Annotated in this window: 16 protein-coding genes; 10 read left to right on the top strand and 6 right to left on the bottom strand. The window is 71.5% G+C overall.

The window, feature by feature from the left end:
- The first annotated feature begins 119 nt into the window (after positions 1 to 119).
- From ACGFYY_RS08700 to ACGFYY_RS08680, 5 genes are all read left to right on the top strand, one after another.
- A complete protein-coding gene (locus ACGFYY_RS08700) occupies positions 120 to 1322 on the top strand; it encodes a HEAT repeat domain-containing protein (RefSeq protein WP_393707751.1) in 1203 nt (400 codons plus the stop codon).
- 314 nt (positions 1323 to 1636) lie between these two features.
- Positions 1637 to 2047: a hypothetical protein gene (locus ACGFYY_RS08695; RefSeq protein ID WP_393707750.1), complete on the top strand. Its 411-nt coding sequence runs from the start codon at positions 1637 to 1639 to the stop codon at positions 2045 to 2047.
- Between the two features lie 98 nt (positions 2048 to 2145).
- The gene (locus ACGFYY_RS08690; RefSeq protein ID WP_393707749.1) at positions 2146 to 2685 is read left to right on the top strand and encodes a GNAT family N-acetyltransferase; all 540 of its coding nucleotides are present in this window, start codon (positions 2146 to 2148) and stop codon (positions 2683 to 2685) included.
- A 59-nt stretch (positions 2686 to 2744) separates the two neighbouring features.
- Positions 2745 to 3113, top strand: coding sequence for a tyrosinase family oxidase copper chaperone (locus tag ACGFYY_RS08685; protein ID WP_365267074.1), 369 nt, complete (start codon positions 2745 to 2747; stop codon positions 3111 to 3113).
- Positions 3114 to 3143: 30 nt separating this feature from the next.
- Positions 3144 to 4007, top strand: coding sequence for a tyrosinase family protein (locus tag ACGFYY_RS08680; RefSeq protein ID WP_393707748.1), 864 nt, complete (start codon positions 3144 to 3146; stop codon positions 4005 to 4007).
- 99 nt (positions 4008 to 4106) lie between these two features.
- On the opposite strand, the gene ACGFYY_RS08675 is transcribed toward ACGFYY_RS08680, so the two are convergent.
- Together ACGFYY_RS08675 and ACGFYY_RS08670 are read right to left on the bottom strand one after the other, a co-directional pair.
- The gene (locus ACGFYY_RS08675; protein ID WP_030761160.1) at positions 4107 to 4394 is read right to left on the bottom strand and encodes a chaplin; all 288 of its coding nucleotides are present in this window, start codon (positions 4392 to 4394) and stop codon (positions 4107 to 4109) included.
- A 97-nt stretch (positions 4395 to 4491) separates the two neighbouring features.
- A complete protein-coding gene (locus ACGFYY_RS08670) occupies positions 4492 to 4815 on the bottom strand; it encodes a hypothetical protein (RefSeq protein ID WP_393707747.1) in 324 nt (107 codons plus the stop codon).
- Positions 4816 to 4922: 107 nt separating this feature from the next.
- On the opposite strand from ACGFYY_RS08670, the gene ACGFYY_RS08665 reads away from it, so the two are divergent.
- Positions 4923 to 6398 (top strand): carboxylesterase/lipase family protein, encoded by a 1476-nt coding sequence (locus tag ACGFYY_RS08665; RefSeq protein ID WP_393707746.1) that lies wholly within the window; start codon positions 4923 to 4925, stop codon positions 6396 to 6398.
- Here ACGFYY_RS08665 and ACGFYY_RS08660 read toward each other — a convergent pair.
- On the bottom strand, positions 6376 to 7656 hold the full coding sequence (locus ACGFYY_RS08660) for an alpha/beta hydrolase-fold protein (RefSeq protein WP_365267083.1): 1281 nt from the start codon (positions 7654 to 7656) through the stop codon (positions 6376 to 6378). The genes ACGFYY_RS08665 and ACGFYY_RS08660 overlap by 23 nt on opposite strands.
- A gap of 266 nt (positions 7657 to 7922) precedes the next feature.
- Here ACGFYY_RS08660 and ACGFYY_RS08655 point away from each other — a divergent pair, with 266 nt between their 5' ends.
- The gene (locus tag ACGFYY_RS08655) at positions 7923 to 8951 is read left to right on the top strand and encodes a TolB family protein (RefSeq protein WP_393707745.1); all 1029 of its coding nucleotides are present in this window, start codon (positions 7923 to 7925) and stop codon (positions 8949 to 8951) included.
- 69 nt (positions 8952 to 9020) lie between these two features.
- Here ACGFYY_RS08655 and ACGFYY_RS08650 read toward each other — a convergent pair whose 3' ends face one another.
- Complete coding sequence (locus ACGFYY_RS08650) at positions 9021 to 9707, bottom strand: GNAT family protein (protein WP_365267086.1); 687 nt, start codon at positions 9705 to 9707, stop codon at positions 9021 to 9023.
- 543 nt (positions 9708 to 10250) lie between these two features.
- Between ACGFYY_RS08650 and ACGFYY_RS08645 the strand changes: the two genes are divergently transcribed.
- From ACGFYY_RS08645 to ACGFYY_RS08635, 3 genes are all read left to right on the top strand, one after another.
- Complete coding sequence (locus ACGFYY_RS08645; RefSeq protein ID WP_393707744.1) at positions 10251 to 10661, top strand: VOC family protein; 411 nt, start codon at positions 10251 to 10253, stop codon at positions 10659 to 10661.
- Between the two features lie 33 nt (positions 10662 to 10694).
- The gene (locus tag ACGFYY_RS08640) at positions 10695 to 11390 is read left to right on the top strand and encodes a (2Fe-2S)-binding protein (protein ID WP_393707743.1); all 696 of its coding nucleotides are present in this window, start codon (positions 10695 to 10697) and stop codon (positions 11388 to 11390) included.
- 83 nt (positions 11391 to 11473) lie between these two features.
- The gene (locus ACGFYY_RS08635) at positions 11474 to 12868 is read left to right on the top strand and encodes an alpha/beta hydrolase family protein (protein WP_393707742.1); all 1395 of its coding nucleotides are present in this window, start codon (positions 11474 to 11476) and stop codon (positions 12866 to 12868) included.
- Positions 12869 to 12888: 20 nt separating this feature from the next.
- On the opposite strand, the gene ACGFYY_RS08630 is transcribed toward ACGFYY_RS08635, so the two are convergent.
- Positions 12889 to 14661 carry a S8 family serine peptidase gene (locus ACGFYY_RS08630; protein WP_365267093.1) on the bottom strand — a complete coding sequence of 591 codons (1773 nt, stop codon included), beginning with the start codon at positions 14659 to 14661 and terminating at the stop codon, positions 12889 to 12891.
- 264 nt (positions 14662 to 14925) lie between these two features.
- Positions 14926 to 16350, bottom strand: coding sequence for a cation:dicarboxylate symporter family transporter (locus ACGFYY_RS08625; protein WP_393707741.1), 1425 nt, complete (start codon positions 16348 to 16350; stop codon positions 14926 to 14928).
- Between the last annotated feature and the right edge of the window lie 42 nt (positions 16351 to 16392).

The following is a 16392-nucleotide window of genomic DNA, read 5'->3' as shown; positions in this document are numbered from 1 at the left end:
GGATCTTCGACGCGGCAGTCCGCCCCGCTCCTCGCCCGCTACTCGGTCCGAGGGGCTTGTCCGGGGTGCGGGGTGCGGGGTGCGAGGTCCGGGGTCGGGGTATGTCAAGATCTTCTCCTGTGACAGACAGCGACCCTCTGGCCGGCCTCGACGATGTGCCCTGGACCCGACCGCGTCACGCCTACGGCACGGCCGACGACGTTCCCGGACACCTTCGGGCCATGCGGGCGGGAGACCGGGCCGAAGAGGGGTCCTTCCGGCCGAGTGCGCTCCTCACCGACCTCATCGTGCATCAGGGCACGCGCTCCCAGGCCGCGGTGTACACCGTGCCCTTTCTCGTGCGCATGGCCCTCGACCCGAGGTCGGCCGAACGGCACCGCTTCGTCCAACTGCTCACCGCCATCGCGATCGGCCTGGACAACAATTACCTGCCCCACGGCTACAACGCCGAAGAAGAACGGGCCGAGCCGGCAGAGATGCGAGGCGAAGCCGACGACTGGGCGCGATGGACGGCCGAAGCCGCGGACGACGAGCAGCGCGCACAACGCGAAGCGAGCCACGCGCAGGTCCTCATCGACGCCGAAGCGGTGGAGCGTTCCTATGACGCCGTGCGGCAAGCGCTCCCCGCACTCGCCGTCCTGCTGACCTCGGACAGCCCTGAACTGCGCGCCATGACCGCCTACCTGCTCGCCTGGTTTCCCGATGCCGCCTCGCTGTCGGCTCCGCTCCTCAAGACCTTCGTCGCACGGGAGGCCTCACCCGGCGCCGCCGCGACGGGACTGGTCGCCCTGGGCCTCCTCGGTGAACCGGCGACCGTTCCCTTCATCGAGGGCTACCTGGACAGCGCGCGCGTCGAGCTGCGTTGGGCCTCCGCCTTCGCCCTGACGCGGCTCGGCATCGCCGGTCCGGCCGTCACCGACGTGCTGACCCAGGTCGTCGCCCGGCCACCGGAGAAGACCACGACGATGCCGTTCCTGAGCGGCTCCTACGGCGGCCTGGCGGTGATGGCCCTGGCCGAGACGCCTGCGGCCACGACGGCCCAGGCGGTGGATGCGATGCTGACCGGCCTCGCTCACTGCACGGGCGTCGAAAGGTACGAGGACAGATCCTGCCTCGCGCACGAACTGTTCAAGTTGGCCTTCCCCGGAGAACCCGCCCGACCGCCCCATTCCTTCGCGGACCTGAACGACGTGCAGCAGCGCGCCGTAGGCCTCGTCGCCGAAGGCGACATCGGCTTGCCGCACAGCGCCACGGACGCCCTCTACCGGTGGAAGATACCGACCCGGCACTCCGAGCTGCTCACCTACGTCGGAGTGACCTGAGGGGTGTCTTTCCGATCAGGGCGGATCAAGGAGCGGTGGTCGACAAGACGCCGACGCCCGCATCGAGCGTCGAATCGGGCCGTCGAAGACGGTCCGGTTGCCCGGTCGACAGCGGGGCAACCGGACGTCGTAGGTGATTTCTGTGGGCCGGATTCCTGCCGAGCCGGCCTGGCGACGCCGCGCAAGTCGACTCGGCCGGTGCCACCGACCGCGGCGAGCAGAACGGAAGCGCCCGCGCAGGGGAGGACGCGCAGGGGCCGGTGATCAGGAAATGTCGTGGTCGTCCGACCGCCGCGTATGGCAGGCTCCGGCACATGGAGCCCGACGACGAACAGCACGCGGGTGAGGTCCTGCACCGACGCGGCCGGCGCAAGGCGTTCACCGTCCAAGAGATGGTCGACCAGTGGTCATGGCTCGTGGGTGAGGTCGAGGACGGGTACAGCGACCTGGTGGACGCGTACGTCAACGACCTCTACAGCCGGAACTGGCTGCACGAGGCGTGGCCGGTTCTCACCGAGCGGGCGATCATCCGGTGGACCCCGCAGGTCCGAGCCCTCGACGACCGGTTCCGGGCCGCCACCACCTTCGACGACGGCATCTGTTGGGCGCAGTTCCACCGGATCAGCAGGTTCGACCCCGTCGACATGTGGTGGTGGCGGCGCCATCCCCGTCTGCTCGTGGGCCACTTCGGGCGCTCGCTCCGCGCGGCGGGCGCCTCCGACTGAGCACCGCGCCCCGCCAGGGGGACGCGGGAGGATCCGCGGCCGGTCCGGCGCGTGGCCCCGCCCGCGGTGGGCCGCCGGGCCCTCTCTATCCTCGCCCCATGACGGCCGACATCACCGCGCTCTCCGCCGCCGGACTCCGCGCCCACCGCGACGAACTCGCCGCCCTGCTCCTCGCCGTGGTCGACGAGGGCTCCTCGCTCGGCTTCCTCGCCGGGCTCGACCGGGCCGGCGCGGCCGCCTGGTGGGACTCCCTGCTGCCCGCCGTCGAGGACGGCTCCCTCGCCCTGTGGGTCTCCCGTACCGGCGGCGACGGCCGCGTCGACGGCACCGTCAGCTGGTACCGGGAGACCAAGGCGAACGGCCGCCACCGCGCCGAGCTGCGCAAACTCATGGTCCACCCGGCCGCCCGCGGCCGGGGCACCGCCCGCGCCCTGCTCGCCGAGGCCGAGTCGGCCGCCGCCCGCGCCGGCGTCGTGCTGCTGTTCCTGGACACCGAGACCGGCAGCGGGGCCGAGCGGCTCTACCGCTCCGCCGGCTGGACGGAGGCCGGCACCATCCCCGACTACGCCACCGACCCGGAGGGCCGGCTCCACCCCACGACCCTGTTCTACAAGCAGCTCCGAGGCGCCCACGGGTGACCTCGCCCGCCGCGCGGCGTTAGACCCGTAGCCGCCGGCCACCGAGCGAGGGAGACCGTATGTCCGCAGCATCGACCGCCGCACCACTGACCCGTCGCGCGGTGCTCCGTACGGCCTTCACCGCGGCCGTGCTCGCCGGTACGACCGCGGCGCTGGCCCCCGTGCTGCGAGCCCGGCGCCCCCGGCAGACCCTCACCCCGGCGCCGCTCGCCGAGGAGGAGACCTACCGCGGCCGGCACATCGCCGTCGACGTCGCCGGGGTCCGGATCGACGGCCGCCCGCTGCACGTCATGCAGCGGGCCGACGGCAGCTACCTCAGCGGGATCAACCACTTCCAGTCGTACGCCACGCCCCTGGAAGTGGCCCGGGCCGCCGTCGACGAACTGGGCACCGCCCAGCTCGCCTTCGCGGCCCCGCACCACGGCTGAGTGATCCACGGGAACGGGAGGAGCCCCGCATTGCACATCCGGCAGAACCAGAAGAACCTCACGAGCACCCAGAAGAAGCGGTTCACCGCCGCGGTGCTGGAGCTCAAACGCGAGGGTGCCTACGACGCCCTGGTGCGCACGCACGACAAGTACTTCGTGCCCGATCGTGCCCGCAAGCTGCGCGTCGGGCACATGTCGCCGTCGTTCTTCCCGTGGCACCGGCGGTATCTGCTCGAGTTCGAACGGCAGTTGCAGGAGATCGACCCGGGCGTCAGCGTCCCGTACTGGGACTGGACCACCGACAGCAGCCCGGTCTCCTCCCTCTGGGCCGACGACTTCCTCGGGGGCACCGGCCGGGCGAGCGACCGCAAGGTGATGACGGGGCCGTTCGCCTACGACGCGGGCAACTGGACGGTCACCGTGGGCATCACCGAGTCCGCGTTCCTCACCCGCAACCTCGGCCGGCCGCAGAACCCGATCGCCCTGCCCACCGCGGCCGAGCTGCAGTGGGCGATCGACGACCCGACCTACGACGTCTCCCCCTGGGACTCCACGGCCACCGCGGGCGGGTTCCGGAACAAGTTGGAGGGCTGGTCGGCGCCGAAGAGCGAGCGCTGGCGCAACCACAACAAGGTCCACCAGTGGATCGGCGGCCACATGACGGGCGGGACGGCGCCCAACGACCCGGCGTTCTGGCTGCACCACGCCTTCGTCGACCTGATCTGGGACCGCTGGCAGCAGAAGCACCCCGGCTCCGGCTACCTGCCCGCCGCCCCGCTCGCCGCCGGTGACCTCCAGCGCGGCCGGGTGATCGCCCTCGACGAGCCGATGCCGCCCTGGAACGTCACCCCGCGCGAGATGTCCGGCCACCAGAGCCTCTACCGCTACGAATGACGTGGCGCGCGCCGCGTGTGCGCGCAGCGGGCACGGGGAAGGGCCCCCGCCGGCCGGCGGGGGCCCTTCCGTGGATCAGACGATCAGCCGATCAGGCGATCAGTGGCCGTAGTCGCCACCCTCGGTGTGGTGGTCGGCGCCGCCGCCGGAGGCGTTGACGCAGGTGTTGCCGAACGCCGGGTTCAGCAGGGCGATCACGTTCACGGTGTTGCCGCAGACGTTGACCGGGACGTGCACCGGAACCTGGAGCAGGTTGCCCGACAGGACACCGGGGGAGCCGACCGCCGCACCGTGCGCTCCGGCATCGGCGACAGCCAGACCCGCACCGGCGACCACGGCGCTACCGGTGACAGCGGTGATGGCGAATGCCTTCGCGATACGCGACATCAAGATCTCCTCATGAGATATGTGGGGCGCCACAGGACCTGTGGCATTTGACATGGCATACAACGCGGGGGAGGCCAAGGGGTCACGGCCCGTGCGCCTACCCGGTGACGGAAAACCGGACGGAGGCGAAATACGGCCGCACCTGGCCGACCTCACCGGGCCGCAGGACCCGCAGGATCCGGCCGGAACACCGGGGTCCCTCGAACAGGGTCGCCGAGCTCCCGGTCCCGTTGGTGACGGCCCGGGCGCCGCCGCCCTCCGCCTCGACGCACCCCTTGGGGGCGGTGAGGCCGTGGACCCGGTCGTCCTGGCCGACGTACTGGAAGTCGTGGCCGGCGGCGAGCGCCGGGCCGGACAGGAGCGTGGCGCCCGCGAGCAGCAGAGCGCCGGGCACGGCATGGTGGATACGCAGGAATCGCATGCCCGTCCAACCGGGCCGGGCCCGGACCCGGTCACGCCTTGTCACCCGATGGACGGCTGTGCGACCGTGCGACGGTGCGACGGGCAGCCGCATCGCAGGAGGACGAGATGAGCGCAGAGAGCGCCACAGGCGGCCGCGGCAGGCCGCGGGTCAGGACGGCGGCCGGCGTGGTCGAGGGCCGGACCGCCGCCGGGGGGACCGCGGTGTTCCTGGGCATCCCGTACGCCGCCCCGCCCGTCGGTGCCCTCCGGTTCGCCGCGCCCGCGCCACCGGCCGCCTGGGACGGGGTACGTGACTGCGCCGCCTACGGGCCCACCGCGCCCAAGGTGCCCTACCCCGACACCTTCGCGGCCCTGCTGCCCGACCCGGTGATCCCCGGGGACGACTGCCTGAACGTGAACGTGTGGACCCCGGACCCGGCCCCCGGGGCCCGGCTGCCCGTCATGGTCTGGATCCACGGCGGGGCCCACACCCGTGGCTCCTCCGCCGTCCCCGTCTACGACGGCTCCGCCTTCGCCCGCGACGGGGTCGTGCTCGTCTCCTGCAACTTCCGCCTCGGGGTCCTCGGCTACGGACTCTTCCCCGACGCCCCGCCCAACCGAGGCCTGCTGGACCAGATCGCCGCCCTCACCTGGGTCCGCGACAACATCGCGGCCTTCGGCGGGGACCCCGACCGGGTCACCGTCTTCGGCGAGTCCGCCGGGGCCATCAGCATCGGCGCCCTCCTGTCGGCCCCGCGCGCGACCGGCCTCTTCACCCGAGCCGTCCTGCAGAGCGGGGCCCCCGAGGTCCTGCCGCGCCCCCGGGTGCGCGCCATGGTCCGGCGGATGGCCTCACTCCTCAAGGTCGACGCCACCGCCGCGGCCTTCACGGCCACCCCCCTGCCCGACCTGCTCGCCGCCCAGGCGGTCGTCCTGCGCCGATCCGGCCCGCTCGTCGGCGGACCCGCCTTCGGTCTGGTCACCGACCCGGACACGATCCCGGCCGACCCGCTCGACACCCTGTGCGGCGCGGCCGCCTCGGACGAGGTGCCGCTGCTGATGGGTTGGACCCGTGACGAGTACCGGCTGTGGCTCGCCCCCACCGGCGGGATGCGCTGGCTGGACCGTCTCGGCCCGCTCGCCGTCGCGTTGGCCCGGGCCCGCTCCGGCAAGGACCGGGCCTCCGTACAGGCGCTGCGCGCCACGCTGCCCGCGGCCGGTGCCGCCGAACTCGCCGGACAACTGCTCACCGATCGGCTGCTGCGCGATCCGCTGCGCAGGCTCGCCGGGGCCGGGCGGTCGGCGCCGAGCTTCGTGTACGAGTTCGGCTGGCCCTCCGGGCTTCCGGGCCTGGGCGCCTGTCACGCCCTGGAGCTGGGCTTCGTGTTCGACACGCTCGCGGCGCCGGAGTCCGCCTGGCTGGCCGGGCCGGACACCCCGCAGGAGCTCGCGGACGAGATGCACGCGGCCTGGGTGCGGTTCGCGGTGACGGGTGATCCGGGCTGGGCGGCCTGGAACGGCGACGGCCCGCCGAAGGTGTTCGGCGGGCCGGAGCTCGATGGTGCGGGGGCGCCGGTGGTTACTCGACGGGCCCTTCCATGACCTTGCTGATGTACTGGACCGGTCCTTCGCCCATGTTCGGCACGTAGGTCTTGGCGTTGTGCTGGCCGCCCTTGATGACCTTCAACTCGGCATGGATGGGGCCCTTGTTGCCGTAGGTGGCGATGAACTTCTGCACGTCGGGCAGGGTTTTCTTGTTGTTCTCGCTGTCGCCGACCTGGAAGGCGAGGTAGACCTCGGGACCCTTGGTGTCGATGAGGTGCTTCGCCAGCAGCTCCGGGTTGTTCTCGGCCTTCTCCTTGTCGTGGCCCTTCCACAGGGAGGAGTCCGGGACGATGTCCGGGCCGGAGGCGATCACGGCCTTGAACTTGTCCGGGTGCTTCAGCACGGCCTTCAGGCCCGCGAATCCGCCGGTGGAGGAGCCCATGAAGGCCCAGCCGTCACGGGACTTGACGGTGCGGAAGTTCGCCTTCATCAGGTCCGGGACGTCCTCGGTCAGCCAGGTTCCCATCTTGGGCTGGCCGGGGATGTCGGAGCCGTCCCAGTAGACGCCCTTGTCGTCCGGCGCCGGGTTGAGCACCGGCATGGCCAGGATGAAGGGCTTGCTCTTGCCCTCGGCGTACCACTTGCTGATGCTGGTCTGGAGACCGAGGTCGGTGCCCATCCAGTAGTTGCTGGGGTAACCGGCGCCGCCCGGCAGGGCGATCAGGACCGGGAAGCCGCTCTTGGCGAACTTCGGGTCGTTGTACTCCTTGGGGGCCCAGACCCAGACCTTGCCCTTGAAGCCGGACTTCTTGCCGTCCAGCGTGGTGACGGCCACGTGCGTGCCGTCGCCCAAGGTCATCGTGTTCTTGAACTCGGCGGCCGGCCCCGTCGGCATGAGCATCTTGGAGTTCGGCGGGGGAGCGTCGGTCTTCTTGCCGCCGCCCGCGGGAGCCTGCCCGAAGGACACCGACGAGCCCTTGTCGGTGAACGGGGGTATCTCGTAGTGGTTCAGCACGAGCGCGGCCGTGCCGGCGAGCGCGAGGACGGCGGCGCCGGCTATGAGCCAGCGGCGACCCTTGCGGCGGCGCGGCGGCTCCTCGGGGAAGAGGTCCTGCGGTCCGTACCGCGCCGTCTGCTCGTACGGGTCCTGCGGTGCGGACGGCGAGTGCTGCCCGTACTGGTCGTGCTGCCCATGGGGTTGCCGGTGCGGCTGCTGTCCGTACGGCTGGGCGTACGGGTCGCCGTGGGGCGGCTGCGGTATCTGTCCTTCCGGCCGGTACGGCTGGTACTGCTGCCCGTCGGGTGCGTACGACATGTGCGGTGGCTCTCCGGCTGCTGCTGCCCCCAGAGGGGCGGGATGGTCTGACTGCTGGTCCTTCCGTTCGAAGGATGAACGAAAGCATGTCAGGGTTCCGTACTTTCCCTACTCTTGGGGTGCCCTGGGGGAGGCCATTGCCTGGGATCCGTAGGCGCGGTGGAGTTCACGGACCCGACCCCTTCCGTGCCTGGCTCTTGCGGGGGCCACTGGGTATGGTGCGCCCGCGCCGCCCCCGGAAACCCCCACCGTCCCGGAGTCACCCCATGACGCTCCAGCGCCGGATCCTGATCCTGGCCACCGCCGTGGCCCTGCTCGCGGCCGTGGGCGTACTCGCCGTCGTGCGGGCCTCCTCCCGCGCCGACGAGAAGGACCATGCCCGGGCGGGCGGCCCGTCGGTCACCCCGGGCGCCGTCTCACTGGCCCCGGGCGACGGGGGCCGACGGATCGTGTTCCGCACCATGGCCTGGGGGCCGCACCGGGACGAGCTCGCCACGGTCGCGGCCGACTCACCGGAGGGGGCCCGTACCACGTCCGGGGTGAGCTGCCTGCGCTTCCACGCGGCGGGGAGCACCGGGATCTGCCTCCAGGCGGACCGGGGCGGTGTCCAGGAGGGCTACCGGGCCGTCGTCCTCGACGCCCGCCTGAAGGAGGTGTCCGCCCACCGGCTGGGCGGCCTCCCCACCCGGGCGCGGGTCTCGCCGGGCGGGCACCTCGCCGCCTGGACGGTCTTCGTCGGCGGAGACTCGTACGCCGGTGCGAATTTCTCGACCCGGACCTCGGTGCTCGACCTGCGCTCCGGCAGGCTCGAGGCCTCACTGGAGGACTTCACGATCCTGAAGGACGGCAAGCGATATCGCAGCGCCGACGTCAACTTCTGGGGGGTCAGCTTCGCCGCCGACGAGCGGACCTTCTACGCGACCCTCGCCACCGGGGGCCGGACCCACCTGGTCCGTGGGGACCTGGGCGAGCGCACCGTGACCACGCTCCGCGAGAACGTCGAGTGCCCGTCGCTGTCCCCGGACGGGACCCGGTTGGTGTTCAAGAAGCGCGTGCCGGGTCTGCCGCCCGAGGCGCCGTGGCGGCTGTACGCCCTGGACCTGGCCTCCGGCGCCGAGACCCCGCTCGCCGAGGAGCGCAGCGTGGACGACCAGGTGGTGTGGCGTGACGACCGGACCGTCGTCTACGCGCTGCCGGGGGACTTCGGAGCCGACCTGTACTCCGTACCGGCCGACGGGAGCGGCGCCCCCGCCCGACTCATGGACTCGGCCCTCGCCCCGGCCTTCCTCGGGTGAGGAGGCCGCGGCGAGGGCCGGGGCAGGACCGTTTTTCCGCTCGTACGCTCTTCCGTCCGGCCGGACGGGTTACGCGGGGATGAGCGTCTTGCGGCGCCGCTTGCGCTGCGCGCCCGCCGACAGCCTCAGCTCGATGATCGACCGCACGGCCGGCCACTCCTCGTCGAGGATCGAGTAGAAGGCGGTACTGCGCACGGCACCGTCGAGCCCCCGCGAATGGGCCCGGCGGACCCCCTCGCAGGTGAAGCCCAGCCGTTCCATCGCGGCTCTCGAACGGCCGTTGCGCGCGTCGGCGCGCAGCGAGATGCGCCGTACCCCCCAGGTCTCGAAGGCATGGCGGAGCATGAGCAGCTTCGCCTCGGTGTTGATGCCGGTCCCCTGGGCGCTCGGGGACAGCCAGGTATTACCGATCTCGGCGGCATCGGGGATCGCCGTCGCCGGATCGCCGAACGGGACTCCGGGCACGGCGGGCCAGATCAGTGGCCCCTGCCAGTAGTCGAGTTCCAGGAAACGGGTCGAACCGACGACCCGCCCGTCGGTGGCTCTGACCACCGCGAACGGGAGTGATCGACCCGCGGCCTGATCGGCGAGGGCACGTTCGATGTACTCGTGTGACGCCTGCACACCGTGGGGCACGGGAGTGAAGGCGTAAGTCGTACGATCCTCGGCCCCGGCCACGGCCAGAGCCTCGGTGTGGTGGGGGGCGAGGGGCTCGAGCCGCACGGTGCGGCCCGCGAGGTGTACGGGTACGGGCACGGAGCCTTCGGTCCTTCTGGGCGGTGGGGTGGTTGCACAGTCTGCGTCCATGACGTTGCCCCCCGTGCAAAACACGAGTGAAAGGCAACCGGCTGTCAGGTGAACGCGGGTGGCTCAATGTAGCTCCTCGAAGTCCTCTCTTGAACCCCCCATTCGGCAATGGCGCGACACTGATTTTCGGGGACTCGGGTCCCCGCCTCCGCGTGCCGGTCATCACGATCCACGGACATCCCTGCCACCGCACGACGTGGGCCCCCCGGACGGCCGTGCCGGTCGCCGCCGGTCACCATGCGATCACGCCTGACCTGCGGCGATGTGAAAAAAGTCCGGTTGCCTCAGGAGTAGCCCCGTGCACGCGTCCCGCGGCCCGTCCCGGCGCCTGCCCGACCCGCCCGCGCATCGAACGCATGGTCGTCGTCGATGTGTCCGTGAGCGCTGGGATCACGGGGGAGGTACGACTGCGCCACCCGGGTCTGCCAAGGCCGTCTCCGCGGGGTCCGTCGTACAGTCGGGACGGGGTTTCCACCGTCGAGGAGGACGTTCATGCTGCGAGGGATCGCCACGATCAACTTCTGGGCCGACGACCTGGATGCCGCCAAGGCCTGGTACACCGAGCTCCTCGGCATCGCCCCGTACTTCGAGCGGCCCGGCTACGCCGAGTTCCGCATCGGCGACCACCAGCACGAGCTGGGCATCGTCGACCGCCGCCACGCCCCGCCGGGCGCGGCCGAGAAGCCCGGCGGCGCGGTGGCCTACTGGGCGGTGGACGACCTGCCCGCCGTACGGCAGCGACTGCTGGACCTGGGTGCCGAGGAGTACCAGCCGGTGACCGCCCACGGTGACGGGGGCTTCGTCACGGCGGCCGTCCTCGACCCCTTCGGCAATGTGCTCGGCATCATGCGCAACCCGCACTACCTGGAGGTCCTGGAGGGGGCGACACCGGACCCGGCCTGACCCCGGTCCCGCGCCGCTGAGATCATTCCGCCCATGGACGACGTACTGCGGCGACTGGCCGCCGTAGGACCCTTCTTCACCGTGCCCTACGGGAAGGAGCCGCCCGGCCCCGGCTTCCGGCCGCTCACCACCCTGTACGGGGATCGGCTCGGGCCGTACGTGGCCGAGGTGGGGCGGCGGATCGGCACCGGGCCCGGTCGGGTGGCCGCCTCGACGGCACAGCTCGGGATCGCCTCCCGGCTCTGGTCGCTCGGGCTCGGCTGCGCGGCACTGGCCGGCCGGATTCCGGACCTGGCCGCCGACCGGGTGTGGTGGCGGCTGCCGGACGCGGGATCGCTCCAGCTGTGGCTGCCCGAGCCCGCCCCCGGCCTGCCGGCCGAAGCCCTCGGGGAGAACGTCCTGGCGCATCTGGCGGTGCTCGACGAGGGCCTGCGCGAGCGGTTCGGGGTCTCGCCGAAGGTCCTGCGGGGGAACGCGGCGTCCGGGCTCGTCGGGGCGCTGCGGGTGCTGATCGACCGGGTGCCGGGGGGTGCGGCCGTGGAGCTGGCGGGCGCCCTGCTGGCCGACGGCGGAGCGCTGGCGGGCACCGGCACCTTCATCCACGAGGAGGGGCTGGGGGTGGCCTTCGTACGGCGCAGCTGCTGCCTCTACTACCAGGTGCCCGGGGGCGGGCTCTGCGGGGACTGTGTGCTGCGGACGGGGCGGCGAACGGGGCGGCGGACGGGCTGACGGTCCCGGCCGGCGGGGCCGTTCGGAGCAAGGGAGGGCGCGCCGACCCGGGTCGGTCACGGGCCCCGCGTACGGTCCGCTGCATGACCGCTCGTACACCGCACCAGCCCTCCGCACTCACCCGCCGCGCGGCCCTGACCGGGCTCGCCGCGGGGGCGGGGGCGCTCGCCGTCGGCGGTGGGGCCCGTACCGCGGCCGCCGCGCCCAAGCCGTCCGCCAAGGCCGTGGATCCCACACCCGGGGCGATGGAGCTCTTCGACGATCCCGGCTTCAACTTCGCGGGCCTGCTCGCACTGGGCGCCGCGGGCATGCGGGCCTCCGAGGTGGGCGAGGTCCTGACGGCGGTCAACGCCATCAACGCGGCGGGTCTGTCCGAGCAGACGTTCAGCGACACCTTCCGCGCCTGGGGGGACCGGCTCTCCGCACCCCCCGCCGCCGGTCGCCACGGCCACGAGGCCCCCTCGCAGACCCGCCGCTTCCGGTCCCTGCGCGCCGCCCAGTACTACGCGCAGGCACTGTTCTACGTGCTCGGCACCGACCACCCCGGGGACGAGGAGGCGGTCTACCTGGCCGGGCGGGGGGCCTGGGACACCTTCGCCGCGCTCTGCTCACCGGCCGCCGTCCGCGCGAAGGTCCCGTACGGCAGGACCCGGCTGCCGGTCTGGTTCTTCCGCCCGGACGGTCCGGTCGCGCCGCGCCCCACCGTGATCCTCACCAACGGCAGCGACGGCCAGAACCTCGACATGTGGACCTACGGCGTGGCCGCCGCGCTGGGCCGGGGCTGGAACGCCCTCGTCTACGACGGACCCGGGCAGGGCCAGCTGCTGTTCGTGGAGGAGATCCCCTTCACCACCCGGTGGGAGAAGGTGGTCGCCCCGATCGTCGACTGGCTGGAGCGCCGCAAGGACGTGGACGGCGGCCGGATCGCGCTCACCGGGCTCAGCATGGGCGGCAACCTCGTCGCCCGCGCCGCCGCCTTCGAGCACCGGCTGGCGGCCGTCGCCTGCCAGCCGGGCTGCGTCAGCCCCTGGCTGGGGTTCGACGCGGAGCTGCGCGCCGTCATCACGCCCGACAAGGAGGAGACCAACCGGGTCTGGAACGAGGAGGTCGTCCCGGAGCTGACTCCTGAGCTCGCCTTCGCGGTCAAGAAGAGGTTCGAGATCTTCGACAGACAGGCCCTGCGCCAGGCCCGCGAGGGGATCGTGCTCACGGACGTCTGGACCCCGGCCCAGGTGGCCATGGGCCTCGACATCACCAAGGTGGTGGGGAAGATCAAAGCCCCCACGCTCGTCCTGGACTACGACTTCGAAGTGTTCTACCCGGGGCAGCCGCGGCAGATGTACGACCTGCTGCGCACGCGCCGCGAGTACGTGAAGATGACGGAGGCCACCGGGGCGCAGTTGCACTGCTCCCCGATGGCCCCGCAGCAACACTGCGACGTCGTCTTCGACTGGCTCGCCGACGTGCTCCAGCGCTGACGGAACTTCTGGAGGACCTGTCAGAAGGTCAGGTTCCAGGAGTCGACCTTGCCGGTGTCGCCGCCGGCGTTGTCGTTGACCCGCAGCTTCCAGGTGCCGTTCGCGACCTCGGAGGAGGCGTTCACGGTGAAGACCTGGTTGATGTTGTCGGTGCTGCCGCCCGCGCGGTTGTGCACGGTGTAGACGGTGCCGTCCGGCGCGATCAGGTCGACCTTGAGGTCACCGATGTAGGTGTGCACGATGTTCACGCCCACCTTGAGGGTGGCCGGGGCGTTGCCGGTGACACCGCTGACGGTGATCGGGCTCTCCACCGTGGTGTTGTCGCCGATGGCGAAGTCACCGGTGTTCTCGAAGTACTTGCCGGGCGGCGGGGTGCTGCCGACGGCCTTCAGCGCGTCGACCTGGCCCTCGCCGAAGAAGCCGTTCTTCGCCGTGGTGCCCTTGCAGCGGCTGTCCGACGGGCAGGCGACGTCGTTGGCCTGGGTGGCCAGCTTGTCGCGCAGCTGCGCCGGGGTGATGCCCGGGTTGGTGCTTGCCAGCAGGGCCGCCACACCGGCGACGTGCGGGGACGCCATCGAGGTGCCGCTCATGGTGCCGTACTTGCCGCCCGGCTGCGTGCTGTAGATGCCGACGCTGTCGCCGCCGGGGGCGGTCACGTCGACCACGTTGAGGCCGTAGTTGGAGTACGAGGCCTTCGCGGTGGTGCCCATCGCCGAGACCGTGACCACGCCCGGGAGCTCGGTCGGGATGTCCAGGCAGGCATTGGTGATGGTGCGGGTGACCGGCGTCGAGTCGTTCGGGCTCTCGGTGTCGGTCGTCTTGTTGGCCAGGTCGATGTTGGAGTTGCCGGCCGCAGCGACCTGCAGCGAGCCCTTGCCCTCCGCGTACTCCTGGGCGCGCTTGACGCCCTCGATGATCGCGGCCTGGTCGGCGTTGTCCGGGCAGTTGAACTGCCACGGGTCCGTGTAGTAGCTGTTGTTGGTGACCTTGAAGCCGTGGTCACCGGCCCACATGAAGCCGCAGACGGTGTTCTCGGCGAAGAAGAGCGAGGAGCCCGGCTCGGCGATGCGCACCGAGGAGATCTTCACGCCCGGGGCCACGCCGATGACGCCCTTGCCGTTCTTGGCGGCCGCGACCGTACCGGCCACGTGCGTACCGTGGGTGCCGACGTCCCGCCAGGCGCCCGTACGGGTGTCCGGCTTGCCGTAGGCGCAGGACGCGGAGTCCGCGGCGTTGAAGTTCGGCGCCAGGTCCTGGTGCTGGTCGTCCACACCGGTGTCCAGGATGCCGACCTTGACGGAGGCGGAACCGGTGGTGACGGCCCAGGCCTGGTCGGCCTTGATCTGGGTCATGTCCGCGCGGACCGGCTCGCCCGAAGGCGTGGTGGCCTGCGTCGGGTTGGCGGGGAGCGCCGGGTTGTAGGCGTCCGCCGGCACGTCCGAGGTACGGGTGGCGCCGACCTGCTGGACGCCGCTCACACCCCGCATGGTGGTGGCGAAGGTACCGGACGCGGAGTGGGCGACGATCACGCCGATCGCGTCGTAGTACTGGAACACCGTGCCGCTGTTGGCGGCGACGGCGTTGCGCACCGCCGTGGTGTCACCGGGAGCGGTGATCACGAGGTAGGCGCGGGTACCGGCAACCCAGGTCGCACTCTGGGAAGTCGGGGCCGCGGCCTTGGGGGCCGCCGCGGGGGCGGGGGCCGAGGATCCGGAAGGAGAGACCGGGGCGGTGCCGGCGAGCGCGGCGGGAGCCCCGAAGGAGAGTGCCGCGCCGAGCGTGGCGGCCAGCACGAGGGTACGTCGAGGTCGGCCGGATATGTGGGGTATCAATGCGTCCTCCGAAGACCCGGTGGTCAGGCCGGGTCGAACGAAACAAGTGGTGGACGCAAGATGTCATGCACACAGCCGGTTACGGAAGTACCTTTTACAGCCGCGGGGTTCGGTTATCGGTGGCCGAATACCGACTATGGGTGCAAGTAGGGAGAATGCGTCGGCCGACCGGGCTGGGCACCGTGGGGGCGAGCCCTGCCCGGTCGGCCCGTGGGGGCGCACCGGCTAGACCGGTACCCCGTCCTTGGGGCTGCCCGAGGGCTGCGGCACGGAGTCCGGAGTTCCGTCGGACTCGGCGGACGTGGCGGATGCGGCGGACGTGGCGGGCTGTGCGGGATCGCTCTGTCGCTGCGCGCCGTGTCCGTCGTCCACCAGCGTGCTCTCGTCGAACGGCAGACGTCCGGCGAGCACTTCGGTGGCGCGCGCGTGGTCGAACTCCTTCGTCCACGTTCCGATGAGCACCGTCGCGACCGCGTTGCCCGCGAAGTTCGTCAGGGCCCGGGCCTCGCTCATGAACCGGTCGATGCCCACGATGAGGCCGACGCCGTCGACCAGTTCCGGCCGGTGCGACTGCAGACCGCCGGCGAGGGTGGCCAGACCCGCGCCGGTCACCCCGGCCGCCCCCTTCGAGGCGATGATCATGAACAGCAGGAGCGAGATCTGCTCGCCCAGCGCCAGCGGCTTGCCCATCGCCTCGGCGACGAACAGCGAGGACATCGTCAGATAGATGGCCGTCCCGTCCAGGTTGAACGAGTAGCCGGTCGGCACGGTGATCCCGGTGACCGGCCGGGAGACCCCCAGGTGCTCCATCTTCGCGATCAGCCGCGGCAGTGCCGACTCCGAGGAGGAGGTCGAGAGGATCAGCAGGAACTCCCGGCCCAGATAGCGCAGCAGGGCGAAGACACTGACCCCGGTGCAGACCCGGAGCAGCGTGCCGAGGACCACGAACACGAACAGCAGGCAGGTCGTGTAGAAGCCGATCATGATCACGGCCAGGGACTTCAGCGCGTCGATGCCGGTGGCCCCGACGACCGCCGCGATCGCTCCGAAGGCGCCCACCGGAGCCGCCCACATGATCATCGCGAGTACTCGGAAGACCAGCTTCTGGATGTGCCCGATGCCCCGCAGCACCGGCTCGCCCGCCGCGCCCATGGCCTGCAACGCGAACCCGCACAGAAGCGCCACCAGCAGCGTCTGCAGTACCTCGCCGCCCGTGAAGGCGGACACCAGGGTGGTCGGGATGATCCCGAGCAGGAACTCCGGCGTGCTCTCGGCCCCGCCCGCCTTGGCCTGTGCCTCGCCCGCACTGCGCGCCGCCTCGGTCAGGTGCAGTCCGCTGCCCGGTTCCAGCAGGTTGCCGACCAGCAGGCCGATGGCCAGCGCCACCGTGGACATGACCATGAAGTAGCCGAGGGCGAGTCCGCCCACGGCGCCCACCTTGGCGGCCTTGCGCACGGATCCGATGCCCAGCACGATCGTGCAGAAGATCACGGGCGAGATCATCATCTTGATGAGGTTGACGAACCCGGTGCCCAGCGGTTTGAGCTCCACGGCCACGCCGGGGGCGGCGAAGCCGACGGCGATGCCGAGCAGCACCGCGCCGATCACCGCGATGTAGAGATAGTGCGTTCTGTCGCGCCTGGCGGCCACGATGCCTCCCGGTGGTGATTACGTTCGGGGAGACCATCGCCC

Source organism: Streptomyces sp. NPDC048331 (genome assembly GCF_043201215.1).
In the GTDB taxonomy this organism is placed as follows: Bacteria; Actinomycetota; Actinomycetes; order Streptomycetales; family Streptomycetaceae; genus Streptomyces.
This window is presented reverse-complemented; position numbering and strand designations above follow the sequence as displayed.